The sequence below is a fragment of the Plantibacter sp. MPB07 genome (genome assembly GCF_046619465.1).
Lineage (GTDB): Bacteria > Actinomycetota > Actinomycetes > Actinomycetales > Microbacteriaceae > Plantibacter > Plantibacter auratus.
Genome location: NZ_CP177043.1, coordinates 3,506,590 through 3,532,098 on the forward strand (window position 1 = coordinate 3,506,590; position 25,509 = coordinate 3,532,098).

The 25,509-nt window shown below is 69.3% G+C and carries 24 protein-coding genes; 15 read left to right on the plus strand and 9 right to left on the minus strand.

All coding sequences use genetic code 11. The annotated features are described in order from the left end of the window. The first annotated feature begins 62 nt into the window (after positions 1 to 62). From ACLIME_RS16310 to ACLIME_RS16330, 5 genes are all read left to right on the plus strand, one after another. Positions 63 to 1,061 (plus strand): ABC transporter substrate-binding protein, encoded by a 999-nt coding sequence (locus ACLIME_RS16310; protein WP_086472835.1) that lies wholly within the window; start codon positions 63 to 65, stop codon positions 1,059 to 1,061. Between the two features lie 117 nt (positions 1,062 to 1,178). Beyond that, positions 1,179 to 2,705, plus strand: coding sequence for a sugar ABC transporter ATP-binding protein (locus ACLIME_RS16315; RefSeq protein ID WP_411557573.1), 1,527 nt, complete (start codon positions 1,179 to 1,181; stop codon positions 2,703 to 2,705). Then, positions 2,702 to 3,826 (plus strand): ABC transporter permease, encoded by a 1,125-nt coding sequence (locus ACLIME_RS16320; RefSeq protein ID WP_124768368.1) that lies wholly within the window; start codon positions 2,702 to 2,704, stop codon positions 3,824 to 3,826. Before ACLIME_RS16315 ends, ACLIME_RS16320 begins: the two co-directional genes overlap by 4 nt. After that, entirely contained in the window at positions 3,823 to 4,866 is a 1,044-nt protein-coding gene (locus tag ACLIME_RS16325) for an ABC transporter permease (protein WP_159877136.1), read from the plus strand. Before ACLIME_RS16320 ends, ACLIME_RS16325 begins: the two co-directional genes overlap by 4 nt. Before the next feature lie 73 nt (positions 4,867 to 4,939). Next, positions 4,940 to 8,551, plus strand: a complete 3,612-nt coding sequence (locus tag ACLIME_RS16330; protein ID WP_411557574.1) for a family 43 glycosylhydrolase — start codon at positions 4,940 to 4,942, stop codon at positions 8,549 to 8,551. A gap of 90 nt (positions 8,552 to 8,641) precedes the next feature. Here ACLIME_RS16330 and ACLIME_RS16335 read toward each other — a convergent pair whose 3' ends face one another. Continuing rightward, positions 8,642 to 10,630, minus strand: coding sequence for a serine hydrolase domain-containing protein (locus ACLIME_RS16335; RefSeq protein ID WP_411557575.1), 1,989 nt, complete (start codon positions 10,628 to 10,630; stop codon positions 8,642 to 8,644). 194 nt (positions 10,631 to 10,824) lie between these two features. Between ACLIME_RS16335 and ACLIME_RS16340 the strand changes: the two genes are divergently transcribed. Further along, positions 10,825 to 11,076: a hypothetical protein gene (locus tag ACLIME_RS16340; RefSeq protein WP_411557576.1), complete on the plus strand. Its 252-nt coding sequence runs from the start codon at positions 10,825 to 10,827 to the stop codon at positions 11,074 to 11,076. Between the two features lie 61 nt (positions 11,077 to 11,137). Here the strand turns inward: ACLIME_RS16340 and ACLIME_RS16345 are convergent, their stop codons facing one another. Continuing rightward, positions 11,138 to 11,716 (minus strand): TerD family protein, encoded by a 579-nt coding sequence (locus ACLIME_RS16345; protein WP_079704718.1) that lies wholly within the window; start codon positions 11,714 to 11,716, stop codon positions 11,138 to 11,140. Between the two features lie 121 nt (positions 11,717 to 11,837). Next, on the minus strand, positions 11,838 to 12,608 hold the full coding sequence (locus ACLIME_RS16350) for a GAF and ANTAR domain-containing protein (RefSeq protein WP_411557577.1): 771 nt from the start codon (positions 12,606 to 12,608) through the stop codon (positions 11,838 to 11,840). A 67-nt stretch (positions 12,609 to 12,675) separates the two neighbouring features. On the opposite strand from ACLIME_RS16350, the gene ACLIME_RS16355 reads away from it, so the two are divergent. Both ACLIME_RS16355 and ACLIME_RS16360 read left to right on the plus strand, forming a co-directional pair. Further along, entirely contained in the window at positions 12,676 to 13,395 is a 720-nt protein-coding gene (locus ACLIME_RS16355) for a tyrosine-protein phosphatase (protein WP_124768373.1), read from the plus strand. Between the two features lie 97 nt (positions 13,396 to 13,492). Then, positions 13,493 to 13,663 (plus strand): hypothetical protein, encoded by a 171-nt coding sequence (locus ACLIME_RS16360; RefSeq protein WP_164486832.1) that lies wholly within the window; start codon positions 13,493 to 13,495, stop codon positions 13,661 to 13,663. A 43-nt stretch (positions 13,664 to 13,706) separates the two neighbouring features. On the opposite strand, the gene ACLIME_RS16365 is transcribed toward ACLIME_RS16360, so the two are convergent. The 4 genes from ACLIME_RS16365 to ACLIME_RS16380 all read right to left on the minus strand — a co-directional run bounded on the left by ACLIME_RS16365 (position 13,707) and on the right by ACLIME_RS16380 (position 19,171). Beyond that, entirely contained in the window at positions 13,707 to 14,393 is a 687-nt protein-coding gene (locus ACLIME_RS16365; RefSeq protein ID WP_411557578.1) for a potassium channel family protein, read from the minus strand. Then, positions 14,386 to 15,765 (minus strand): TrkH family potassium uptake protein, encoded by a 1,380-nt coding sequence (locus ACLIME_RS16370; protein WP_411557579.1) that lies wholly within the window; start codon positions 15,763 to 15,765, stop codon positions 14,386 to 14,388. Before ACLIME_RS16370 ends, ACLIME_RS16365 begins: the two co-directional genes overlap by 8 nt. A gap of 251 nt (positions 15,766 to 16,016) precedes the next feature. Continuing rightward, positions 16,017 to 18,992 (minus strand): helix-turn-helix transcriptional regulator, encoded by a 2,976-nt coding sequence (locus tag ACLIME_RS16375; protein ID WP_411557580.1) that lies wholly within the window; start codon positions 18,990 to 18,992, stop codon positions 16,017 to 16,019. Beyond that, a complete protein-coding gene (locus tag ACLIME_RS16380; protein ID WP_137242578.1) occupies positions 18,989 to 19,171 on the minus strand; it encodes a hypothetical protein in 183 nt (60 codons plus the stop codon). Before ACLIME_RS16380 ends, ACLIME_RS16375 begins: the two co-directional genes overlap by 4 nt. Before the next feature lie 193 nt (positions 19,172 to 19,364). Between ACLIME_RS16380 and ACLIME_RS16385 the strand changes: the two genes are divergently transcribed. Further along, positions 19,365 to 19,553 carry a hypothetical protein gene (locus tag ACLIME_RS16385; RefSeq protein WP_411557581.1) on the plus strand — a complete coding sequence of 63 codons (189 nt, stop codon included), beginning with the start codon at positions 19,365 to 19,367 and terminating at the stop codon, positions 19,551 to 19,553. Between the two features lie 49 nt (positions 19,554 to 19,602). Here the strand turns inward: ACLIME_RS16385 and ACLIME_RS16390 are convergent, their stop codons facing one another. Then, positions 19,603 to 20,460: an SDR family oxidoreductase gene (locus ACLIME_RS16390; protein ID WP_411557582.1), complete on the minus strand. Its 858-nt coding sequence runs from the start codon at positions 20,458 to 20,460 to the stop codon at positions 19,603 to 19,605. A gap of 11 nt (positions 20,461 to 20,471) precedes the next feature. Beyond that, positions 20,472 to 20,699: an RNA-binding S4 domain-containing protein gene (locus tag ACLIME_RS16395; protein ID WP_411557583.1), complete on the minus strand. Its 228-nt coding sequence runs from the start codon at positions 20,697 to 20,699 to the stop codon at positions 20,472 to 20,474. Between the two features lie 100 nt (positions 20,700 to 20,799). Here ACLIME_RS16395 and ACLIME_RS16400 point away from each other — a divergent pair, with 100 nt between their 5' ends. The 6 genes from ACLIME_RS16400 to ACLIME_RS16425 all read left to right on the plus strand — a co-directional run bounded on the left by ACLIME_RS16400 (position 20,800) and on the right by ACLIME_RS16425 (position 25,509). Further along, on the plus strand, positions 20,800 to 20,946 hold the full coding sequence (locus ACLIME_RS16400; protein WP_411557584.1) for a hypothetical protein: 147 nt from the start codon (positions 20,800 to 20,802) through the stop codon (positions 20,944 to 20,946). Between the two features lie 120 nt (positions 20,947 to 21,066). After that, on the plus strand, positions 21,067 to 22,263 hold the full coding sequence (locus tag ACLIME_RS16405) for a M20/M25/M40 family metallo-hydrolase (RefSeq protein ID WP_411557585.1): 1,197 nt from the start codon (positions 21,067 to 21,069) through the stop codon (positions 22,261 to 22,263). Beyond that, positions 22,260 to 23,156 (plus strand): oxidoreductase, encoded by an 897-nt coding sequence (locus tag ACLIME_RS16410; RefSeq protein ID WP_411557586.1) that lies wholly within the window; start codon positions 22,260 to 22,262, stop codon positions 23,154 to 23,156. Before ACLIME_RS16405 ends, ACLIME_RS16410 begins: the two co-directional genes overlap by 4 nt. A gap of 45 nt (positions 23,157 to 23,201) precedes the next feature. Continuing rightward, positions 23,202 to 24,362 (plus strand): hypothetical protein, encoded by a 1,161-nt coding sequence (locus tag ACLIME_RS16415; protein WP_124768385.1) that lies wholly within the window; start codon positions 23,202 to 23,204, stop codon positions 24,360 to 24,362. A 16-nt stretch (positions 24,363 to 24,378) separates the two neighbouring features. Further along, positions 24,379 to 24,948 carry a hypothetical protein gene (locus tag ACLIME_RS16420; protein ID WP_411557587.1) on the plus strand — a complete coding sequence of 190 codons (570 nt, stop codon included), beginning with the start codon at positions 24,379 to 24,381 and terminating at the stop codon, positions 24,946 to 24,948. 45 nt (positions 24,949 to 24,993) lie between these two features. Further along, positions 24,994 to 25,509: an ASCH domain-containing protein gene (locus ACLIME_RS16425; RefSeq protein WP_411557588.1), complete on the plus strand. Its 516-nt coding sequence runs from the start codon at positions 24,994 to 24,996 to the stop codon at positions 25,507 to 25,509.

Below are 25,509 nucleotides of genomic sequence, written 5' to 3' on the forward strand. Positions count from 1 at the left end.
CCACGCACGTCACATTCACGCCGCACCCATCGTCGGGACCGCGGGTCTCAAAGAGGAGAACAATGTTCAAGACAACACGTGTCCGCGCACTCGCGGGCCTCGCCCTGGTCGGCGCTCTCGCGTTCAGCGCGACCGCCTGCTCGAGCGGTTCCGGAAGCTCCGACGGCGACGCCGGTTCCGACGGCGAACTCACCACCATCGGCTTCGTGGCCGTCGGTCCCGAAGGCGGATGGCGCACCGCGAACGAGAAGAACATCCAGGACTCGTTCTCGAAGGAGAACGGCTTCGACCTCAAGTACGCACCGGCGACGAACGGCGACCAGAACTCGCAGATCACCGCCTTCACCTCGTTCATCGACGAGGGCGTCGACGCCATCCTGCTGTCCGCCACCGAGGCGACCGGCTGGGAGAGCGTCCTGGAGCGCGCGAAGGAGGCCGAGATCCCCGTGGTCCTGCTCGACCGCGGCATCGAGCCGAACGACACCGAGCTCTACACGAGCCGCATCGCCCCCGACAACGTCGGCATCAGCGCCTCGGCCGCCGAGTGGGCGAACGGTCAGTTCCCCGACGGCGCCAAGTACGTCGTCCTCGAGGGCCCTCCCGGCCTCTCCGTCGTCAACGACCGCAACAAGGGCTGGGACGACACCATCGACCCGAACTTCACCAAGCTCGAGTCGCAGTCGGCCAACTGGTCCACCGAAGAGGCGAAGAGTGTCTTCGAGACCATCCTCAAGGCGAACAACAACGACGTCCAGCTCGTCTTCGCACAGAACGACGAGATGGGCCTCGGCGCTGCACTCGCCGTCGAGGAGGCCGGCCTGAAGCCCGGAACCGACGTCAAGATCATCACGATCGACGGCACCAAGGCGGCGCTCGAAGCACTCGCCGCCGGACGCCTGAGCTTCGTCGCCGAGTACAACCCGCTGTTCGGTGAGACCGCGATCGACATCGTCAAGAAGGCACTCGCCGGCGACAAGGTCGAATCGGACATCGTGGTGCCGAGCGTCACGTTCGACTCCCCGGACGCCGCGACGGCAGCACTGCCCGAACGCGCCTACTGATCCGACCCGGTCGCCCGGCAGCCACTCCCTCGCTGCCGGGCGACCGCCCACCCGCTTCCCGGGGACCAGACTCCCCGGCGACGACGCCGGACCGACCGGCAGAACGACCAGGCAGACATGGCAATCACCGAGCCGATCGTCGAGATGCAGCACATCTCCATCGAGTTCCCAGGCGTCAAAGCCCTGCAAGACGTGGACTTCCGTCTCTTCCCCGGCGAGGTCCACACGCTCATGGGCGAGAACGGCGCCGGCAAGTCGACGCTCATCAAGGCGCTCACCGGTGTGTACAAGATCGACTCCGGTACGATCCTGGTCGCCGGAGGCCCCCGTTCCTTCTCCGGAACGGCGGACGCGCAGAGCGCCGGCATCTCGACCGTCTATCAAGAAGTGAACCTCTGCGACAACCTCACCGTCGGCGAGAACGTGATGCTCGGCCACGAGGTCCGCGGTCCCTTCGGCATCAACTGGCGCCGCACCCACGAAGCCGCACACGAAGCGCTCGTCGGGCTCGGCCTCGGGCACATCGACCCCAAGCAGCCGCTCTCGAGCATCTCGCTCGCGCTGCAACAGCTCGTCGCGATCAGCCGGGCCATGGTCACCAAGTCGAAGGTGCTCATCCTCGACGAGCCGACCTCCAGCCTCGACGCCAACGAGGTGGAGGGCCTCTTCCAGGTCATGCGCCGACTGCGCGACCAGGGCGTCGCGATCCTCTTCGTCTCCCACTTCCTCGACCAGGTCTACGCGATCAGCGACCGACTCACGGTGCTCCGCAACGGTGAGTTCGTCGGGGAGTACCGCACCGCCGACCTCAACCGCACCGAGCTCATCTCCAAGATGATCGGCAAGGACTACGGCGCGCTCGCCGCCCTGGGTTCCAACCGCGGCCGGACCGCCACAGCCGACACCCCGGCGTTCTACAGCGCCAAGCACCTCGGGCGGAAGGGCTCGATCGACCCCGTCGACATCGAGGTCCACGCCGGCGAGGTCGTCGGTCTCGCGGGGCTCCTCGGGTCGGGCCGCACCGAGCTGGGTCGGCTCATCTACGGTGCCGACCGTCCCGACTCCGGCACGGTCACGATCGACGGCGCGACCGCCGAGGTCCACACGCCCATGGCCGGCCTGTCGAAGCAGATCGCCTTCTCCACGGAGAACCGACGCGACGAAGGCATCATCGGCGACCTGACCGTGCGGGAGAACCTCATCCTCGCCGTCCAGGCCCGCAGGGGCTGGGCGCGTCCGCTCTCCCGCCGCGAGCAGAACGAGCTCTGCGACAAGTACCTGCTCGAACTCAACGTCCGCCCCTCCGACCCGGAACGACCCATCAAGAACCTCTCCGGTGGTAACCAGCAGAAGGTACTCCTCGGCCGATGGTTGGCGACGAAGCCGCAGCTCATCGTGCTCGACGAGCCGACCCGCGGCATCGACGTCGGCGCCAAGGCCGAGATCCAGGAGGCGATCGCCGCGCTCGCCGAGGACGGGATGTCCGTCGTGTTCATCTCCTCCGAGCTCGAGGAGGTCGTGCGCTTGAGCGAGCGGATCGTCGTGCTGAAGGACCACCGTAAGATCGGCGAGATCGTCAACGGACCCGAAGTCACCGCAGACACCATCGTCGACCTGATCGCCACCGAAGGGAGCGCCACGTGAGCGCCACCAGTCAGGGGCCGGCCCGTTCCGGTTCCTCCGCACGCGGCGGCCAGGGCTCAGCCCGCGGCGTCGTCAGCACCATCGTCCACCAGCCCTACATCTGGGCGATCGTGACGTTGCTGCTCCTCCTCATCATCAACCTCGTCAAGGACCCCGGCTACCTCGGCGTCTCCGTCAACGGCACGACCGGCAACCTGTCGGGCAACCCCATCGACATCCTGCGTGCGAGCGCCCCGATCATGATGATCGCGGTCGGGATGACGCTCGTGATCGCCACCCGCGGCATCGACCTCTCGGTCGGATCCGTCATGGCCGTCTCCGGCGCCGTGTCGATGGAGTTCATGAGCAACCAGAGCGGCGGCGACGCCGGTTCGGCCATCGTCGCAGCGCTGCTGGCGCTCGCCGTGAGCGCCTTCCTCGGCACCGTCAACGGAGTGCTCGTCTCGATCGTCGGCCTACAGCCGTTCATCACCACGCTGATCACGATGCTCGCCGGCCGCGGCCTCGCGAAGGTCATCACCTCGGGGCAGAACACCTCCGCCACGAACGAGCCCTTCCGCTGGCTCGCCAACGGCACCGTGTTCGGATTCCCCGTCGTCTTCATCATCGCCGGTGTCATCGTCGCGATCGTCGCCTTCCTCGTCCGGCGCACCGCGCTCGGCCTGATGATCGAGTCCATCGGTATCAACCCGCGCGCCGCCCGGATGGCGGGTATCCGCCCCATCGGCATCCTCATCGCCGTCTACATCGTGAGCGCCGTCCTCGCGGGTGTCGCCGGGATCTTCAGCACCGCCAGCGTCATGACGGTCGAGGTGGCGAAGACCGGGTTGAACGCGGAGATGGACGCCATCCTCGCGGTCGTCATCGGCGGCACCTCGCTCGCCGGCGGCAAGTTCTCCCTCACCGGCAGCGTGATCGGCGCGCTCCTCATCGCGACGCTCGACAAGACGATCGTGTTCCTCTCCATCCCCTCCTCGGCGACGCCGGCGTTCAAGGCCGTCGTGATCGTGATCATCTGCCTCCTCCAGTCACAGCGCGTGAGAGCCCTGTTCGCCCGGCGGAAGTCCCGGACGACGCCCACGGCGTCGGTCCCCACGCGAAAGGAAACGGTGTCAGCATGAGCACCCTCACCGACCGACCGGCGCCCGACGCTCCGGTGCTCCCGCGGCGCTCGCTGCTGTCCCGGCTGACGCCCAACCTCGAGACCCTGCCCACCCTGGCGGCCGTCGTCATCTTCATCGGCATGGTCGTCTACGGCGAGATCGCCTACGGACGGATCGTCCAGGCCAGCACGATCTCGAACCTGCTCATCAACAACGCCTACCTGATCATCCTCGCCGTCGGGCTCACCTTCGTGATCCTCACGGGCGGCGTGGACCTCTCCGTCGGTGCGATCATCGCCATCAGCAGTCTCGTCGGGGTGATGCTCGCGAACTCGGGCTGGAACCCGATCGCGGTCATGGTGATCATGATCCTGATCGGCTCCGCGTTCGGCGTGTTCTCGGGCGTGCTCGTGCAGTACTTCAACGTGCAACCGTTCATCGCCACCCTCGCGATGATGTTCCTCGGGCGCGGTCTCGCGTCGATGCTCAGCACCACCCCGGAGCGTCTCGCCGACGACTCGCCGATCCGTTCGCTGTCCACCGAGTGGAAGGTGATCGACGGCCCGAAGATCAACGACCTCATCACCACCCCGAACGTCCTGATCGCCCTGCTCGTCGTCGCCGCGGCGTTCGTGGTGCTCCACAAGACCCGCCTCGGCCGGACCGTCTACGCGATCGGCGGCTCTGAGCAGTCGGCGCTGCTCATGGGGCTGCCGGTCGTCCGCACGAAGCTCATGGTCTACGTGATCAGCGGCACGCTGGCCGGTCTCGCGGCCGTCGTCTACACCTCGAAGCTCGGCATCGCCCAGAACATCACGGGCGTCGGCTGGGAGCTCGACGCCATCGCCGCGGTCATCATCGGCGGCACGCTGCTGACCGGAGGCGCCGGCTTCGTCCTCGGCTCCGTCGTCGGTGCGCTCGTCCTCGGCCTCATGAACGTGCTCATCACCCGCGACGGCAGCATCCCGCCGGAGGCGACGACCATCATCACCGGTGGCATCCTGCTCGTCTTCGTCCTCCTCCAGCGACTCGTGGTCTCGCGCAAACGCAAGACCTGACGCCCGCCCCCCCCGCAGCACCACCCGTTCCATCCCGCTCGACAACGACGCCGAACCAGGAGAACCAACCCCCATGAGACAACTGCGCCTCAAAACGGTCGTCGCGACCTCCATCGCGGCCCTGATCCTGCCGCTCGTCGGTGCCTCCGGCGCTGCCGCAGCGGTGTCGCCGGGGACCGCCCCGGCAGCGACATCCCAGTCCGGCTTCCGAGCCGCCCCCACGGCGCAGGAGGATCTGGACGCCGCCGCGGCGGCGCTCTCGATCGCGAACGTCGACGACGTGCGCGGCAATCTGACCCTGCCGGGAGCCCCCGATGGGATCGACATCGCCTGGGCGTCGTCGGACACCACCGTGATCACCACCGACGGTGTCGTGACGCGGCCCGCCACGGACACCACCGTCACCCTGACCGCCACGCTGAGCCAGGGCGAGGCGACCGCGACGCGCGAGTTCACGGCGACCGTCCGCGCCGCGATCGCGGCCCCCGACTACGAGGGCTATGCGTTCGCCTACTTCACCGGCAACTCGCTCGCCGGCGAGAACATCTACTTCGCCGCCAGTGAAGGCAACAACGCGCTCGACTGGAACGAACTCAACGCCGGACGCCCGGTCCTCACCTCGGACGAGGGGACGAAGGGGCTGCGCGACCCGTTCCTCATCCGCTCTCCCGAGGGCGACACCTTCTACCTCATCGCCACCGACCTCTCGATCGGCAGTGGCACGTCCTGGGGTGACTCGGTCCGGAAGGGCAGCCACTACCTCGAGGTGTGGGAGTCCCACGACCTCGTGACCTGGTCCGACCAGCGGCACATCGAGGTCGCACCGGAGAACGCCGGCAACACCTGGGCACCCGAGGCGTACTACGACGACACCATCGGCGCGTATGTGGTCTTCTGGGCTTCGTCGCTCTACGGCGCCGACGACCCGGACCACACCGGGAACAGCTACCACCGCATGATGTACGCGACCACCCGCGACTTCACGACGTTCAGCGAGCCGCAGGTCTGGCAGGACCAGGGTGTCTCGCGGATCGACTCGACGGTGATCAAGTCGAGCGACACCTACTACCGCTTCACCAAGGACGAGGGCGCCGGTGGCACCGGGTGCGCCGACATCATCCAGGAGTCCTCGACGGACCTGCGGGCCACGCTCGAGTCCTGGACGGTGCTCGACACCTGCATCGGTCGCGATGCCGGCACCAGCGCGGTCGAGGGGCCGACGGCGTTCGCCGCCAACCCTGGCGACGTCAACGGTGACAAGTTCTACCTCTTCGTCGACGAGTACGGCGGACGCGGCTACATCCCGCTCGAGACCGAAGACATCGCGAACCCGGACTGGCAGGTCGCGAAGGACTACGACCTGCCCGCGAGCCCGCGCCACGGTACCGTGCTCCCGGTCACCGCCGCAGAGCTGCAGCTGCTCGAGGACAGCCTCGGCGGAGCACCCGAGCCGGTGCCCGCGAACGAGGACGGCGAGATCGTCCGGTACGACTTCGCCGGGTCCGCAGGCTCGACGCTCAATGACATGTCGGGCAACGGCCTCGACGCTGCGGTCGAGGGCGGTGCGAGCTTCTCCGACGGTGCGCTGCAGCTGGACGGCGGCGACGACTACGTCAAGCTGCCGGACAACCTGCTCGCCGGCGTGAAGGACGTCACGGTGGAGGCGGAGGTCTGGATCGACCCGACGCAGGCCAACCCGTACTTCATCTACGGGCTCGGCAACACCACCGGTGGCGCCGGCGACGGCTACCTGTTCAGCACCGGCAACGCGTACCGGACGAGCCTCGCGACCGGCAACTGGAGCACGGAGCAGACGGTGTCGCAGGGCAAGGACCTGACGCGCGGTCGCTGGGCGAAGCTGACGTACACGGTGCAGGGCACGACGGCCACGATCTACCTCGACGGCATCGCCGTCGGCACCGGAACCGTGACGTCGGATCCGGGCGACATCGGCGGCGGGTGGACGAGCGCCAATTACCTGGGCCGCTCGAACTACGACGCCGACAACCGCCTGAAGGGCGCGTTCCGTGAGTTCGCGATCTACAACCGCGCGCTCTCGGCGGACGAGGTGCTCGCCGGCTCCGGGAACACCGCGGCGCTGACCGACATCGGCCTCGAGGAGGACGTGCTCAAGACCGCTCCGATCGTGGACAACGACCGCCACGAGGTCGTCTTCCCGGTACAGCCCGGGACGGACCGCACCGCCTTGAGCCCGACCTTCACGACCGCGGCCGGTGTCACGGCGAGCCCCGCCTCGGGGACCGCCGTCGACCTCAGCAGCCCGGTGACCGTGACGTTGACGCCGACCTCGGGTGAGGCCGTGACGTGGACGATGCGGGCCGTCGAGATGAAGAGCCCGGTCATCCCCGGTCTCTACGCCGACCCGAACGTCTTCGTCTGGGGCGACACCTACTACATCTATGCGACCACCGACGGCTTCGCCGGTTGGGGTGGCAAGGAGTTCTTCGTCTGGTCATCGAAAGACCTCGTCGACTGGGAGCGTTCGGCGGAGCCGATCCTCACGCTCGACGGCGCGAACGGGAACGTGCCGTGGGCGACCGGCAACGCCTGGGCGCCGACGATCGCCGAGAAGGACGGGAAGTTCTTCTTCTACTTCAGCGGCCACAACCCCTCGGTCGACCGGAAGACCATCGGTGTCGCCGTCGCGGACAGCCCGGCCGGTCCGTTCGCGGCTCAGCCGAACGCGATGATCCTCAACGACGAAGCGGTGACCTCGGGACAGGCGATCGACCCGGCCACGTTCACCGACCCGGTGACGGGGAAGAGCTACTTGTTCTGGGGCAACGGCTCGCCGGTGTACGCCGAGCTGTCGGACGACATGCTGTCGATCAAGGCCGACACGCTCGAGCGCATCGACGGCCTGACCGACTTCCGCGAGGGTGCCTTCGTCAACTACCGGGACGGGATCTACCACCTGACGTACTCGATCGACGACACCGGTTCGGAGAACTACCGGGTCGGGTACGCGACGGCGACGAGTGTGGACGGCCCGTGGACGTACCGCGGTGTGATCCTGCAGAAGCAGCCCGAACTCGGCATCCTCGCCACCGGTCACAGCTCGATCCTCAACGTGCCGGGCACCGACGACTGGTACATCGTCTACCACCGGTTCGCCATCCCTGGTGGTGACGGCCAGCACCGCGAGACGACGATCGACCGGCTGACGTTCGACCCGGAGACGGGCCTCATGAACCCGGTCGTCCCGACCCTCGAGAGCGTCGGTCCACAGCGGATCGCGGTGCCCGGTGCCGAGGGCACGCTGACGATCGACCAGCCGTCGGTGCGGGTGGGTGAGTCGATCTCGGTGTCCGGGTCCGGCTTCGCCGCGGGGGAGCAGGTTCGGTTCACGCTGTTCTCCACCCCGACCGACCTCGGGACCGTCGTCGCGGACGCTTCGGGTGCGTTCGTGGCGACGCTCACGGTGCCCGCTTCGGTGGTGCCGGGTGCACACACCCTGCAGGCGCTGGGCGCGGACTCCGGCATCACGGCCGAGGCGGCGCTGACCGTCCTGGCTGCTGATGCCGCGGCTCCCGGCGCTGCGGGCTCCGGTCCTGGTGCATTGTCGACCACCGGTGTCTCGGTCGTCGGATTCCTGGGTCTGGCCGGGCTGTTCCTCGCAGCCGGCGCGTGGCTGGTCGTCCGTCGCCGACGCGTCGCCGCCTAGCCCGCGCCGACACGGCATCGATCCCGTCCGGGGTGACCATCGTCACCTCGGGCGGGATCATGCATGCGCCGTCTGACGCGTCGAGCTCCGTCAGTAGCTGAGGTCGGGGAGGAGGAGCCCTCCGACGATCGCGACGAAGCCGAGGCCGATGAAGGCGAGCGAGACGAGCGTCGCGCCGGTGACGCGGAGCAGTATCGACGTCCGACGGTGACGACGGTCCTCGAGCGACCCGGCGCCCCGCGCCGCCCGGATCGCCCGCCAAGCGCTCGGAACACACCCGAGCACCGCGACGGCGGTCAGGATCTGCGCGATCCGGATGACGATCGCCGACGGCGCCGGTCCGTCGGAGATGAGCGCCTGCGCGACGACGGCCCAGAACGGTGCCGCGGCGATCAGAGCGAGGATCGATCCCCGCGTCCACCAGGTGAGCACGCGTCCACGTCGATCGGAGGGTATGGGCTGATCGCGGCCCGCGCGACGCAGGGCTCCGAGCGGCCACGCGATCAGGGAGAGGACGAGGGCGATCAGCGACAGGGCGGCGACGGTCGGGACCAGCGCGCGCTCGGTCGGCATGGGCTGCATCGTGAACGCCGGATCGAACCCGACTGCCGTGACGACGTCCCCGTCCGTCGCAGCGGCGACCCGGCGCTGACCGCCGATCTCCTGCCAGACCCAAGGCTCGACCTCGGTGAAGCGGAGCGGCGTCCCGGCGCTGTCGGTGATCGCGGAGATCGTGACCACCCCGTCCTGCTCGGCGGTGACCTCCACACTCGACAGGATGTAGAACAGGCGCACGAACGTCGATTCGCCTCGTCGCGACAGTTGGTATGTGCCGGCCAGTGCGGCGCCGTGGTCCGCCGCCGTCTCGACGGCCCCGGGGGCCGTGCGATCCTCGGGGAAGTACCGATCGGCGAACCCGGTCGTGATCGCATCGCGGATCGCCGTCGTTGAGTCACCGTTGACACCGGTGCTGTTGAGGGAGATGAAGATCCCGGCGTCGTCGTCGGGGTAGATCTCGAGCTGAGCGTGGAAGGCGGTCAGGTCGCCGGCGTGGCTGAGGACGCGGTGTCCGTTGCGGTCCCGCTCGAAGAAACCGAGGGTCATCTGTGGACCGTTCGCCAGGTTCCCCAACTGTTCCTCGCCGAGCGCCGGGGCATGCATCTCGTCGAGCGTCTCAGGGGCGAGGAGGGTGCGCCCGTCGGCGGCGGGGTGACCGAGCTGTGCGTTCATGAAGTTCGCCAGGTCTCCGGCGGTTCCGGTGACGGCACCCGCCGGCGACGGACTAACCACTTCGAAGGGCACCTCCGGTGATCCGGCGAACCGGTACCCGGCCGACATGTCCTGCTGCCGTTCGGGTGAAAGCGGCTGTTCGTACGTCGCGCCGTCCATGTCGGCTGCCTCGAGGATGTGCTCGGTGGCGTACTCCTCGAACGGTCGTCCGGTGACGCGTTCGACCACGTAGGCGGCGAGCCCGTTGGAGTAGTTGGAGTAGGACGGCGTGGTGCCCGGCTCGAACAGCTGCACGGGTGGATCGATGGACACCGTGTCGCGGAGGGGCTTCGGCACGGCGGGCGCCGAGGCGATGAGGCCGCCCAGCTGGTCCTCGAAGCCGGCGGTGTGCGTCAGGAGGTGACGGAGGGTGACGGGGGTGTCGAACGTCACCGGCAGGGTGAAGTCGAGGTAGGACTGGACGGGTTCGTCCAGATCGACGGCACCCGCTTCGACCTGCTGCATGACCGCGGTCGCCGTGATCAGCTTCGACACGGAGCCGATCCTGAACAGCGTCCGGTCGACGTCGACCGTCGTGGGCTCGGCCGTCCCGGTGGCGGCCTTCGACACGCCGTAGCCGCGCTCAGCCAGGATCTCACCGCCGCTCACCACCGACACCACGGCACCGGCGATCCCCTCGCGTTCGAGGGCGGCGGGCAGCATCCCGTCGAGCCACGCGTTCGTGTCCTGCGAGGTCAAGGACGCCGCCGCACTCTGAGGCGTCGCCTCGGCTGGTTCCACCGCCAGTGCCGATCCGGCGGCCGGTGCGGCACCGCAGGCGATCGCCCCAGCGACCGCGAGGGCGAGCATCCGCCATCCCCGGGATCGAGGAGCCGTCAGGACAGGGCGGCCGGATCCGCGATGGGTGTCGTTCACAGAAGTCAGTCGACCATCATTCGGCCGTCAGTGCCAAAACGAGGGTGTTCGGTGGGGGTCTCACGCCCACTCGGGCTCGGTACGCGCGAAGTCAAGCGTTCCAGGGCGCTCGTCCGCCGAATCTACGGGTGTCGATCACCACCAAACAGGCGGCGGCCGGCCAGTTCGTGACGGTGACCGTCTCCGGCTACGAGCGTTGGGACTTCCTGTCACTCACGCTCGGAGACGTACGGATCGGGCAGGTGTACACCGACGTCAACGGTGCAGCGAAGATCACCCTCCGCGTGCCGACGGATACGGCGGCGGGGAAGCTGAGCCTGGAGGCGACGGGGAGTTCGGGAACGCCGTCCGCTGCCGTGACACTGAACGTGACCCGCTGACGGGCCGCCTGCTGGGCGCCGAGAGACCACGCTCTCGGCGCCCAGCACACGTGATCCCGGCTCAGTCGAGCGGGACGCCGAAGTCGCCCGCGATGCCGGCGAGACCGGTGGTGTACCCCTGGCCGACGGCACGGAACTTCCACTCGCCGTTGTGGCGGTAGATCTCCGCGAAGAGCATCGCCGTCTCCTGCGACGCGTCCTCGGTGAGGTCGTAGCGGACGATCTCCTGCTGGTCCTGATCGAGGACCCGGCAGAAGGCGTCGCGGACCTGGCCGAAGTTCTGGCGGCGGTTGTCGGCGTCGTGGATGGAGACCGCGATGACGATGCGGGCGACATCGGGCTCCACCGTGCGGAGGTCGATCGTGATCTGTTCGTCGTCGCCGTCACCCTCGCCGGTGCGGTTGTCGCCCAGGTGGACGACGGAGCCGTCGGGGGTCGACATCTGGTTGTAGAAGATGAAGTCGGCTGAGGAGCGGATCTTGCCGTTCTCGGCGACGAGGATCGCGGAGGCGTCGAGGTCGAACGCGACGCCGACGGTGGTCCGCGGGTCCCACCCGAGACCGACGGTGGCGATCGTCAGACCAGGGCTGGTCTTCGTGAGCGAGAGGTTGCTGCCTTTGGAGAGGCTGAGGCCTGCCATGGGTGTGTTCCTTCGAGAGTGCTCGGTGATGTTCGAACCTCCATCCTGCCTTGTTCCGGCTGAGTTTGGAGTGGGTTGCGGTGCATCGACCCGGAATCCCTCGGTGGGTGGGCAGCAGCGATCAGGCGTCGTCGGTGTCGGGGGAGCCCGTCGCCACGACCTCGTCGAGCGGGACCTCCTCGCGTGCGACCGCGGCCGCGACATCGCCGAGTCGTCGCTGCCGGGACCGGGCGTACTGCCGGATCATGCCGAACGCCGTGTCCATGTCGACGCCCGCCGCCCGAGCCAAGTACCCCTTCGCCTGTTCGATGGCGACCCGGCCGTCGAGCGCGCGCTGGAGCTGCGCGGTGGCGAGCGTGGCGTTCTCGATCGTCCGCTGCTGGAGGAGGCTGATCGTCGCGACATCGGCCAAGGCCTGGGCGGCGCGGGCGTCGGCACCGTTGAGGGCGCCCTCGGTCTCGCGGAACAGGTTCAGCGACCCGACGGTCGTGTCGCGGAGGCGCAACGGGATCGCGTGGACGCCGATGTACCCGCTCTCGTTCGCCGCATCCGCGAACCTCGGCCAGTACGTGTGGAGCTCGTCGGCCGTCTCCACCGTCACCAGGTCACCCGAGGTGACTGCGGCGATGCACGGGCCCTCACCGGCGTTCAACTGGAGGAGCCCGAAGAAGCTGCTGCGCTCGCTCGTCGAGGCGACGACGCGCAGGGTTCCGTCGCGGTCGGCGAGGTGGATGGCACCGGCCGCGGCGTCGAACAGCTCCACCGCGCGATCGACGAGGATCTGTAGGAGCTCGACGACGTCGTAGTCGTCCACGAGGCTGTCCGTGAGCGTCACGAACGTCTCGATGAGTCGTGCTTCGCGTGCGTCGTCCATACCGGCGTCAGTCCTCATCTGTTGATCAGCGGATCCACGGTAACCGAGCGGACGGCCATCCGCATGGTCCGGTACGCTCTGGCGGATGCGGAATCTGGACTGGGACGGCCTGCGGAACGTCAGGGACCTCGGCGGCTTGCCGACACCCTGGTCGTCCACCGGCGCCACACGCCACGGGATGGTGGCGCGGGGTCCCCGACGCGAGCTGCTCACCGCGGAGGGATGGGACGCGGCGATGGCGTGGGGCCTGCGGTCCGTCGTCGACCTCCGCAGCGCCGATGAGACGGGTGCACGCGCGGCGGACCCGGACGTCCGTCCTCCGGTGGACCTCACGATCACCCTGGCGCCGACCGAGGATCAGACCCGTGCGGAGTTCCGCGAGGTGTGCCTCCCGATCCTCGACTCACCGGAGTACTGGCAACACAACGTGCGTATCCTGCCGGAGCTGGTCCGCGGCGCTCTCGAGGCGATCGCCTCATCCCAACCCGGCGTCCTGGTCCACTGCGCCGCAGGCCGTGACCGCACCGGCCTGGTCAGCGCGCTGCTCCTCGCCAATGCCGGCGTCACCGAGGACGCGATCGTCGACGATTACGCCGACTCGGTGCGCGCGATGGCGGGGACGGCGCCTCACGGCGGCCCGACCCACGATCGCCAGGCATCGTGGACGCCGGAACAGGTCGACGCCTTCCTCGCGGAGGTGACGCCGCACGTCCACGCTTTCGTCGCCGACGCGGACGGCGTCTTCGACACCCTGTGGGTCGACGCCGAGACTCGCACCGGCTTGCGTCGTCTGCTCCTGCCGTGACGGCACCAGGCCGGCTCGGATGCCGTCCTGCTACGGTCCTAGCGGATCGTCATCCGCTCCCGTCAGTCACCTCACCATCGGAACAGGAACTTCACCCGTGCAGAAGATCGCCGTCGTCATCGTCGTCCTCCTCGTCCTCTGGGCGGCCCTCTCCATCGCCGGATTCGTGCTGAAGGGCCTGTTCTGGCTCGGGATCGTCGGCCTCGTCCTCATCGTCGGCACCATCGCGTTCGGCGCGGTGCAGCGCTCGCTGAACAACCGCCGCTAGGCCCGGCACACCGGATCGGTCTCCAGCCCAGCCGCCACGACCACTACCGCGGCAGCGCTGCGAACCGCTCCGTCTTGTACGTCGGGCCGAGGACGAGGAGCCGCTGGCCGGCGGTGAGGACCGTGTCGCCGGTCGCGTAGGTCCACCGGTCGTCCTGGCGGACGGCGACGACGGTCACGCTGAACCGGTCGCGGATGCGCGCGGCGGTCAGCGTCTGCCCGACGACCTCTGCCGGAGCGGTCGTCTTGGCCATGACGAAGTCCTTCTCCACCGCGAGGAAGTCGAGCATCCCGCCGCCACGGACGAGGTGCGCCACGCGACGCCCCATGTCGGACTCCGGGTAGACGACGTGCTCGACCCCGATCTGCTCGAGGATGAGCCCGTGCTGGTCGCTGACGGCCTTCGCCCAGATGTTCGTGGTGCCGCGGCGCTTGAGGAGCGACGCGGTCAGGATGCTCGCCTGCAGGTCGGTGCCGATGGCGATCACGACGCGGTCGAACTCGTCGATGCCGAGCTGGTCGAACACGCCGTCACGGGTGGTGTCGGCACGCACCACGTGGGTGAGGACGCCGTTGAGCGACTGGACGATGTCCTCGTCGGTGTCGATCCCGAGGACCTCGGTGCCCGAGTCGACGAGCTCGACGGCGAGGGCACGCCCGAACCGGCCGAGGCCGATGACGACGACGGACTCGACGCCGCGCTGACGCTTGTTGCTGAACGGTCTAGCCAATGATCGGACGCTCCTTCGGGAGTTCATACAGACGGGTCTCGGTCCGAAGCGCGAGCGCGGAACCGAGGGCGATGGGGCCGATGCGGCCGACGAACATGAGGACCACCAGGATCAGCTGCGCGGCGACCGGGAGGGAGGCGGTGATGCCCGTGGAGAGTCCGACCGTCGCGTAGGCGGAGATGACCTCGAACAGGACGCGGTCGAGGCTGTAGTCGGTCATCAGCATGATCGCGGCCGTGGCGCCGACGACGAGGCCGACGGAGAGGAGCGCGACGGTGATGGCCTCCCGATGCGTCGACCGTGGGAGACGCTTGCCGAACATGTTCACCGCCGCACCACCGCGCAGCTCGGTCACGATGATGAAGAACAGCACCGCGAAGGTGGTGATCTTGAGTCCCCCGGCGGTGCTCGCCGGGCCACCGCCGATGAACATGAGGAGGTCGGTGACGAGCCACGTCACCGGGTGCATCTGGCCCACGTCGAGGTTGTTGAACCCGGCGGTGCGGGGGAGGACGCCGGCGGTGAACCCCGCGAGCAGTCGGTCGGCCGGAGCGAGGGCCCCGAGCGTCGCCGGGTTCGACCACTCCAGCGCGGTGATGAAACCGCAGCCGACGACGAGGAGGATCAGGGTGCCGACGACGACGGTCATGGTGTTGAGCGTCCACCGCGAGGGCGTCCTGAACCGGCGGCGCAGCTCCAGGATCACGCCGAAGCCGAGCCCGCCGAGGATGACCGCCGCGCAGATCGTCAGGGAGATCCACGGGTCGGTCGCGTACCCCATGATGCTGTCGCTGAACAGGGCGAAGCCGGCGTTGTTGAACGCCGACACCGCGTGGAACACGCCGAACCAGATCGCGTCGCCCGGCGCCCAGCCGTAGCCGATCATCCACCGCAGGGCGAGGATGGTGGCGCAGAGGACCTCGACCCCGAGCGCGATGAGGATGACCCCGCGCAGGACCCGGCGGACGTCGCCGATCGCGAGCGTGTGGGTCTCGCTGACCGCGGTGAGTCGCGTCCGCAGGCCCAGCCGCCGGGCTACGAGCAGGCCGAGGAGCGTCGCGAACGACATCACCCCGATGCCGCCGATCTGGACGAGTGTGAGGATGACGGCGTGCCCGAACGGCGTCCAGAACACGGGGGTGTCGACGATGATGTGTCCGGTGACACAGATGGCGCTCGTCGCGGTGAACAGCGCCTCGATGAGGTTCGCGCCGCCCGGGCCGGTCTTCGAGATGGGAAGCATCAGGAGCAGGGTGCCGACGAGGGTCGCAGCCCCGAACGCGATCGAGATGACCTGGACGGGACGCGCGGCGGCGAGTTGCCCACGGCGGCGGGCTCTGCCGCCGGCCGACCTCGATCCGTCTCTCGCCACCCGAGAACCATAGCGGCCAGTGCGGCTCGTCGGTGATGCGGACCGATGTCGCGCGTGCTCCGGATGACGATGCGGTCATCAGTACAGATGTTTGGAGCGCTCGGCTATCCACAGAGCGCAACGGGCCACACGACACCCGGCTCCGTGATTACGCTGATGCCCGACAGGACCCTTTCGCCCTGTCGGGGTCCCCGGCCGGCTTCCCCTCGATTCCGGCCGGGACCCACTTCACCGCCAGGCGGACGTCAGAGTCAGTCGGTGTGTCCGGCGCTCGCCGCGAGCAACCCGCTCGCTCCGGCGACCATGGCGGCCTCGGTCCGGGTCGCCACTCCGAGCTTCCGCAGGATGGCCGAGACGTGGACGCTCGCCGTCTTCGCGCTGATGAACAGGCGCTCGCCGATCTGACGGTTGCTCAGGCCTTCCGCGATGAGCTGCAACACCTGGCGCTCCCGGGCGGTCAATTCGATGGAGCCGCTCGTGCCACGCGCTCGGGGGCGGCCGTCGAGGTTCAGCGACGCTCGCTCCGCCAACGCCCGCGCACCGTCGAGCACGAGGCCGGCACCGAGCGTCGTCGCCTCGGCGACCGCGACGACGAGCGTGTCCTGTGCGCCGGCACGATCGCCGGCGGCCACCTGCGCCTCCGCGAGCCGGAGTGCGGCGTAGGGCGCGAGCACGGCCGGTGCGAACGGTCGCTCGGCCATCGCACGAGCCGTCTCCCACGCGCCGACGTCGTCACCGGTGCCGTCCGGTCCGCCGAGTTCGGCGTCGACCAGCGCGCTCCACAGCGGTGCGGTCGGCCAGAACCCCTCCTCGGCGAGCAGCGCCCGCCAGCGATCTTCCAGCTGCCGGAGCTGATCGTCGTCGACGCCCGCGAACGGGCCGGACTCCACGTCGAGCGTGCCGGTGGACAGCGCGACACGGACCCGGGCCAGGACGCGTGCCGCGTCCGCCAGCGCCGGGAGGTCGTACGCCGGCATCGGGCGATGGTCCGGTGCTTCGAACACGCCGACCCCCGCCGGCGACCAGGCCCCGGCGAGGTCGCCGGCCGCCAAACCGACCTGCATCACGACGCGGGCGACACCGAACCTCGTCTGCACCTCCAGGCCGGACAGGGAGAGCATCCCCTTCCGCCACCGGCGGTACATGGTCGCTGCACTCTCGGTGTCGCCCCGCCAGAGGGTGAGCAGGATCAGCGACTGGCGGAGGTACACCGAGAACGCGAGGGGCGGCTGCAGTGCCAGGGCCCGATGCACACGCTCCTCCGCTTCGTCCCAGCGTCCGAGCGCCACCAGCGGGTCGACCGCGTTCGACGACAGGATGAGGCCCGAGCTGCGCTCGACACCCAGCTCCTTCGCCCGCTCGACGCCTTCCAATGCCGACGCGAGCGCCTCCTCGTACGATCCGAGGAGGTTCGCCATGTCAGAGGCGTTCACCCGGTATCGCAGCAACGCACTGCCGTCGCCTTCGGCCAGTGGCTCCGCCGTCGCGAGGAGCGCCCGCCCGGCTTCCAGCTCGCCGTGGTGGATCCGCGCGATGCCGCCGATGTTCGCCGCGACCGAGGCGTTCCGCGCCGAACCGGTCCGCGCCGCCTCCCGGGCCGCCTCGTCGGCGTACTCGATCGCCCGCTCCAGCCGCCCGATGATCATGTGACGAGCGCCGAGGCTCGTCAGTAGCACGCCGCGCAGTTCGCCGGGCGTCTCGGGTGGAACCCGGTCGAGCGCCTGCTCCAGGAGATCGACCGAGCCCGGCCGACCGAGGTTGGCGAGGTAGAAGGCCTTGTCTCGGAGGAGCTTGGCCTGGTCGAGGTCGTCGCGGTCCTCGGGCGTCGCAAGCACCTCGTCGACCATGGCGATCGCCCGGTCCGTCCAGCCGGCGTTCCGCAAGGCGCTCGCCGTCCGTCGCATGAGCTCCGAACGCGAGCGGCCGACGAGTGCCGCGGCATCGGGGACCTGGTCCCAGATCTCCAGGAGACGCTCGCCGAGCTGCGACTCCGTGCTGTACGCGTATGCCGCGTGCGCCTGCTCCATGGCGCGGACGGTCGCGGGGAAGGCCCGTCCGAAGTCGCGGGCGAGCATCCAGTGGTGCGACACCGCGGCAGCGACCGGCTCACCACCGACGCCTGCCTCCAGCGCCTCGGCGAACCCCGCATGGAACCGGCTCCGTTCGCCGGGCAGCAGATCGTCGTGGATCGCCTCCCGGACCAGTGCGTGCCGGAACTCGTACGTGGTCGCATCAGCGACGAGGACGTTCGACCCGATCGCCTCCCGCACACCGGTGTCGAGAGCGTCGGGGCCGCCCGTGAACACCCGCTCCAGGAGGGCGTGCTCGACGCAGACGCCACCGGCCGAGATCACGCGCAGCAGCTGTTGGGTCGCGGGCGCGAGGCGCTCGTAGCGTGCGAGCAGGAGTTCGCGGAGCGTGTCCGGGAGCTCGTCGCCGTCGCCGTCGCGGTCCTGGTCGAGACCGAGCAGCTCCTCGACGAAGAACGGGACGCCCTCGCTCCGCGCGTACACGCTGTCGATCGAGACCGTGTCGAGCGACGTGCCACGGATGGCGATCGCCTGGCGGAGCACGTCGCTGCGGCTCAACCGTTCGAGACTGTGCCGCTCGACGCGCCTCGTGCGGTCGAGCTCGGCGAGGAACCCACGCAACGGGTGTCCGCGGGGGACGTCCTCGCGCCGGAAGGTGAGCACGATCATCACGCGATCGCAGGTGAGCGCGCGGACGAGGAACGCGAGCAGGCTGAGCGTCGCGCCGTCTGCCCAGTGGACGTCCTCGACGACGACCACGACCGGCCGGTCGCGGGAGAGCGCTTCGAACAGCACGGCGACGGTCTCGTGGAGCCGCCCGACGCCGCCCTCCCGCTGATCCTCCGCATCGGGACCGAGTGTCGGCAGCAGCGTCGCGAGGGAGGCCTTGCCCGGGCCCGCAGCCTCCAGCACTGCGTCGCGCCCGCGCTGCGCGACGAGGTCCTTCATGAGGCCGAGGACCGGTGCGTAGGGCGCGGCGACGTCACCGAGGTCCACGCACTGGCCCCTGATGACGAGCGCCGACGACCGGATCGACCGCGCGAACTCGGTGAGCAGGCGCGTCTTGCCGATACCGGCCTCGCCACTCAGGACCACACTGCGTGACTCGCCGGCGGCGACGGCGTCGAACACGGCCTGCAGCGCTCTGAGGTCGGAGGCGCGCCCGATCATCGTCGGGCTGGTGGTGGGCAGGCTCACCACTCCATGGTCCCACCCTCGTCGGAGTCGGCCGCGGCCTCCGCGAGTCGCCCCTGCTCCTCGGGTCGTCGTTCCCGGCGGCGACGCTCCCGCTCGAGATCCCGCTGGAGTTCCTGCTCGATGAACCGTCTCGTCTCGACGGATGTGAACGGGCTGTGACTGGCGCTCGTGATCAACATGGTTCCTCCGCTGCGCACGGTGCTGGTGTCCGTGCTCGACGACTCACGTTCCTCGCTGAGGCCTGATGCCTACCTCGGGCATCTGCCCTAGTTCCGTCGGAAGCGCGTCGCTGTGGAGCCGTAAGACGGGTTCGCACCGCTCGATGGCGTGCGGTTGCCGTTCGCGCACCATGACCTCATTGAGGACATCACGATGGAGCGCACCGCGCTGTCCGGGGGCGGTTTCGTCGACTTGGACGTTGTCGGCGAGGACTTCGCGAGCGTCTTCGTGAGCCCTGGGACGTCCATCTACTTCACGACCAACGACGTGTCCGAGTCGACGCACGTCGACCTCAGCCCCACGGAAGCGGTCGACTGGGAACTGGGGTTCTACAGCCTGTGATCCAGCGGAGCGGTCGTGCCCGGTCGATCGACCGTCGGACGGGGAGTCCTCAGTTCGCGTTCGCCCGCAGGTAGGTCTCGAGGTCCATCGGTGGGACACCAGTGACGTCCTCGATCGCTGGACTGACCTCGGCCATCACACCACTGGCGATGGCTGTATAGGTGCTCACCCAGGCGTCGACCTCCCAGTCGGGTGCGCCGTAGGAGGCTCGCGACGCGTAGGCCTCCTCGATCGTCTCGTCGTGGAAGGTGACCTCGCGGTCGCGCACCCGGCTGATCGTCGCGGCGACCTCGGCCATCGAGAGCGCCTCCGGTCCGGTGAGGTCGTAGGTGCGACCGGCGTGGGACGCCGGGTCGATGAGGATCGCCGCGGCGGTCCGCGCGATGTCGGCGCGTGCCACGAAGGAGGCGCGACCGTCCCCGGCCGGCCCGCGGATGACGCCGTCCTCACCCACGAGGGCTTCCATGAAGTCCAGGTAGAAGCCGTCGCGCAGGAACGTCCACCGCATGCCGGACGATCGGATGTGCTCCTCGGTCGCATGGTGGTCGCGCGCCAGGGTGAACACGGCATCCGGTGCCGCCGCAGCGAACGAGGTGTACACGAGGTGCTGCACGCCGGCGGCTGCTGCCGCATCGATGAACGACCGGTGCTGGTCGACCCGGTCGGCGCTCTCGGAGCCCGACACCATGAACAGGGTGTCGACGCCCTCAAGTGCCGCGCGGGCAGCGTCCTGGTCCGTGTAGCTGAACGGGTGCACGGTGCTCTGCGGGTGCTGCGGCGCCTTCGCCGGGGTGCGCACCAGCAGACGCTGCAGGATCCCGCGAGCGGCGAGATCGTTCGCCACCAGGCCGCCGAGCACACCGGTCGATCCGGTGACGGCGATGGGTCGGGGTGTGCTCTGGTTCACGGGGGTTCCTCTCAGGGGCGGACGCGGACGGCGCGTCCCTCGATCGAGACGACGTCGTCGATCTGGAGCTGGCGACCACGTCGGAGGTCGACCTCGCCGTTGACGCTCACCACGCCGTCGGCGATCGCCGCCTTCACGTCTCCGCCGGAGTCGAGCAGACCGGCGAACTTCAGGAACTGCCCGAGTCGGATGCCCTCGCCGCCGATCGGGACGTCGGTGATCTGTGTCGGGTTCGTCATCCCCGAATGCTAACAAGGATGCGGCGGCTGGACCCGGGGACAGGATGTGGCTGTACCCTCAGCGGTACCGGGCCATCGTGGCTCGCAAAGGAGCAACACCATGGGCGAGAAGTCCGCACGGAAAGAAGGCGGCAAGACCGCACCCGCGAAGACGCTGAAGGAGAAGCGCACCGCGAAGGCCGACAAGAAGGCCGGCAATGCGCGTTCGGAGAACACCGACGCGTTCACGCGGGTCAAGAACCGCTAGTCCTGATCAGCGGCCCATCGTGGCCGGTGATGCGCTCAGGCGTCTGTCCCCTCACGGAGACGGGCGCCTGTTCTGGTCTTCAGGCGTCTCCGTGACGAGCCGTCCCGCTATCGTCGTGGCATGTCCGACCTCAGCCCCGGCGACGACGCGCTCGAGCTCGCCCGCCTGCTCATCTCGATCGACTCCGTCAGTCCGACTCTTGTGCCAGGGGCTCCCGGTGAAGGACGGATCGCGGCGGTGATCGCGCAGCGACTCGAGGGCGCCGGCTTCGTGGTCGACCTCGTGCCCGCGCCGGAGGACGCTCGCCGCGTCAGCGTCGTGGCCGTGCACGCGGGATCGCAGCCTGGTCGGACGGTCGTGTTCAACGGCCATCTCGACACCGTGGGCGTCGAGGGCATGGTCGACCCCTTCAACCCGCGGATCGCGGACGGCAAGCTCTTCGGGCGCGGCGCCAGCGACATGAAGTCCGGCCTGGCTGGGTTGATGGTCGCCGCGGAGCGACTCGCCGCGGCGGACCACCCCGGCACGGTCGTCTTCACCGGTGTCGCCGATGAAGAAGACGCGAGCGTGGGGGCCGCAGCCGTCCTCCGACACCTCGCCGATCGTGGTGTGACGGCGGACGTGTGCCTCATCGCCGAGCCCACCTGGTTGGATCGTGTGTCGGCGCACCGGGGGTACGCAGTCGTCGAGGTGACGCTGCAGGGGACGGCCGCGCACTCGTCACAGCCCGGTCTGGCCGTCGATGCGATCCGCGCCCTCGGCGCGCTGCTGCAGGAGGTGGAGCGGGCCGACGACGAGCTCCATCGGCGACCGGCGCACCCGTTGCTCGACCACGGTTCGTTCACGACGACGGTGGTCCGGGCAGGGAGCGCCCCGTTCACGATCGCCGCCGACGCGACCCTCGTCATCGAGCGACGCACCCTGCCGGGTGAACGCGCGGAGGATGCCCTGGTCGAGGTCCAGGCGATCCTCGACGCGGTCGCCGCCCGGATGCCTGGTCTCCGCACGGGCGCGCGGCTGACCCATCAGCGCGAGGCCTGGGAGGCGGACGAGCATGGGCCGGCTGCGCGGTTCGCCGACATCCTCGCCGCCGAACTTTCCCGGGAGGCTGAGGCCGTACCGGCGGCGGTCGGAGCGCCGTACTGGATGGAGTCGGCGCTCTGGCAGGCGGCCGGGATCCCGACCGTCGTCTGCGGCCCAGCGGGTGGCGGACTGCACGCCGCCGAGGAATGGGTCGACCTCGACCAGCTCCGCCGGTTCCCGGAGGCGGTCATCGCCGCGACGATCGACTCGCTGTCCGGATCGAGCGAGGCATGACGCCCGGTGGGCCCGACCGCATCGCGGTGATCGGGCCGGGCGCGATCGGAACCGTGGTCGCCGCAGCGCTCCATGAACAGGGACGGACGCCGTTCATCGCTGGGCGGTCGAAGCGGCCGGAACTCCAGCTCCAGGTCGATGACGAGACGGTGACGGTCCCCGGGCCGGTCCACACCGATCCGGCGGAGTCTCCGGGCACCGCGGACCTCGTCTTCCTGGCGGTCAAGGCGACCCAGACGGCTGCCGCTGCCGACTGGCTCGCCGCGTTGTGCGGCCCGGACACGGTCGTGTGCGTCCTGCAGAACGGCGTCGAGCAAGGCGAGATGGTGGAGCCACTCGTCCGAGCGGGAACGGTCGTCCCCGCGGTCGTGTGGTTTCCGGCCACCCGTGAGCCCGGCGGCCCGGTCACCCTGCTGAGCCCGCCGCGCCTGTCCCTGCCGGAGGAACCGGGTGCCGACGTGGTGTCGGACGTGCTGCGCGGCTCCCGCTGCACCGTCGAGGTCTCGACCGACTTCGCGACCCTCGCATGGCGCAAGCTCCTGCAGAACGCCGCCGCCGGACTCATGGCGTTGACCGGACGCCGATCCGGCATGTACCGACGCGACGACATCGGCAACTTGATGCTCGGCTACCTCGAGGAGTGCGCGACCGTCGCGCGCGCGGAGGGTGCGCGGTTGACCGACGACGAACCTCGACGGCTCCTCGACCAGTTCCGAGCCGCCCCGGTCGGCCGCGGGACGTCGATCCTCGCCGACCGCGAACAGGGGCAACCGCTCGAATGGGATGTCCGCAACGCGGTGATCCAACGGCGGGGGAGCGTGCACGGCATCCCCACGCCGATCAGCGACGTCATCGTGCCCCTGCTCGCCGCGGCGAGCGATGGACCCGGCTGAACCGCCGGCGGTGGTGGGATCGAGCGCTTCGATAAGGTCGAAAGCATGCTTCGTCTGATCGCCTTCGCGGCTCTCGGTGCTCTGCTCGGCGGCGTCATCGTGATCACCGTCGGTCCGCCCGACGTCGGGTACGCAGTCGCCGGTGTCGCACTCCCCGTCTTCATCATGACCTCGGTGCTCACGCTCGTGGCCCGGTCGGTGGGTAACGCCGTCGGTGCTTCGCCTCAGGCCGTCCAGCAGGCCAAGGACGCTCGTCGGCTCGGGGTCGCCCGCGTCGATGCGCTCCGTCAGACCGGCACCCAGATCAACGACCAGCCGCTGTGCGAACTCGACCTGACCGTCCAGCCGCTTCACGGAGCGGCGTTCGCGAGCACGATGCGCACCGTCGTCCCGCTGACCGCCATCCCGATGTTCCAGCCGGGCACCGAGCGCGATGTCGCGATCCTGCTCGACGGCGGCCCCGAGGTCGCCTTCATCGACGCCGGCGAGCTCGCTCCGGCGGAGCGTTCACGGTTGCGCGTGCCGGCTCGCGCGTCCGTCCCGTTCCTCCCCGTCGAGCCGCACCGGCGCATCGTCGACGGACGGCGACGCGGACCGTTGCTCGGCGTCGGCCGGGCCGGTCGTCCCGGCCGCTTCGCCCTGTTCGCGATCGTCGCCATCGCGGCAGCGGCCATCGTGGTCGTGCCGTACCACCAGTCCGTCGCGCAGGCGATCGCTGCCCTCGAGGACGGACGCCTCCGACCCGACCTCCGTCGCCCGGGGGCGCTCGCGGAGGCGCAGCGCGCGCTCCAGGAAGCGATCGGTCATGACCGTGTGGTGTCGATCACGGTCGCCGCCGATTTCGTCATCGTCCAGGCGCCGCTCACCGTGGGGGACACGAAGACCGACCGGTGGGAGTACCGGTATGGCCAGGTCACCAACGACGGCGCGGCGAGCATCCAACCCGAATCGGCGGCCGAGCAGTTCTCCTGGTCGGACGTCGCGCTCGACCGCGTCTGGGCGTTGATGCAGGACGGCGCAGAGCAGGTCGGCCTGCCCGTGGGTGACGCGCTCGCATACGTCGTCCGGTCGACCGACACCGACGTCGACAGCCCCACGTTCGCCCGTTCGGCCGGACCGCCGCAGATCACCTTCAGTGTCGGGGACGACTACGGTTCCACCTCGTTCGTCGCCGATGCGGACGGCTCGGGCCTCACCGCGCGGTGAGCGGCATACTGTCCTCATGAACGGTGCACCGCAGTCCTTCCCGCCACTCGTCGTCGGCTCCGACCCGGTGCGTACGGAGCGGGCGACCCGCCCGGCGTTCGTCTTCACCCTGATCGGAGCGGCACTGATCCCGGTGCTCGGGATGCTCCTCGCCGTGCTGACCACGACGTCCGGCGGATTCGCCCTCGGCATGCTGTCCGGACTGTCCTTCAGCGTCATCTCCTGGCTCATGCTGTTCGCGGTGGTGCAGTTCGCGACGGTCCGTGGAGCGCAGTCAGTGGCTCGCACGGTACTGACGCTCGACGCCGACGGCCTTCGTGGGAGCATTCCGCAAGGAGAGGTCTTCCTCCCGTGGGGAGCGATCGAGCGCATCTCGGTACGCTCACGCGGCAAGTGGCGGATCCTGACCTTCCACCTCGTGCCCGGTCTGACCGCGCAGTCACCGGGCGTCTCGACCACCCTCCCGCCAAGGTCCTTCGCCGCGCTCGGCAAGCTCGGTTTCCAGGTCGGCGAAGTGGCGATCGACACACCCGTCGACACCGTCCTCGCCGCGACGAACGCGTTCACCGGCGGCCGTCTGCGCTGAGCCATGGTCGACGGCTCTGGCGGATGGTCTGGCACGATCGACGGTATGAACTCCTCGAACGACGCAGCACCGGTCGCGTCGCCCGACCATGACGCTGCGATCGCGATGTGGCAGGCGTACGTCGAGCATCGCGGCGGAGCGCGTGTGGTCGACGCCGACTACACGGTCGAGCATTTCGGTGACACGGCCGGGCTGGCCGACGAACTGCTCGACATCGTCCTGAGCGGACGGAAGCGGGCCACCGCCGAACTCGTCTCGGAGTTCGCGCACCGCGGGGACCCGCTACCGCGGATCGGGTCGCACTGGATCGCGTGCGACAGTACCGGGGACCCGCGGATCATCATCCGCAGCACCGCGCTGCGCATCGGACCGTTCGCGAGTGCAGACGCCGCGTTCGCGTTCGCCGAAGGTGAGGACGACCGCACGCTCGAGAGCTGGCAGCGCGAACACCGACGCTACTGGGAGCGGACCAGCGCGGCCCGGGGTGCGGCGTGGTCGGAGTCCGAGGACATCGTCTTCGAGTACTTCGCCGTGGTGTGGCCGCCGGAGCACGCCGACTGA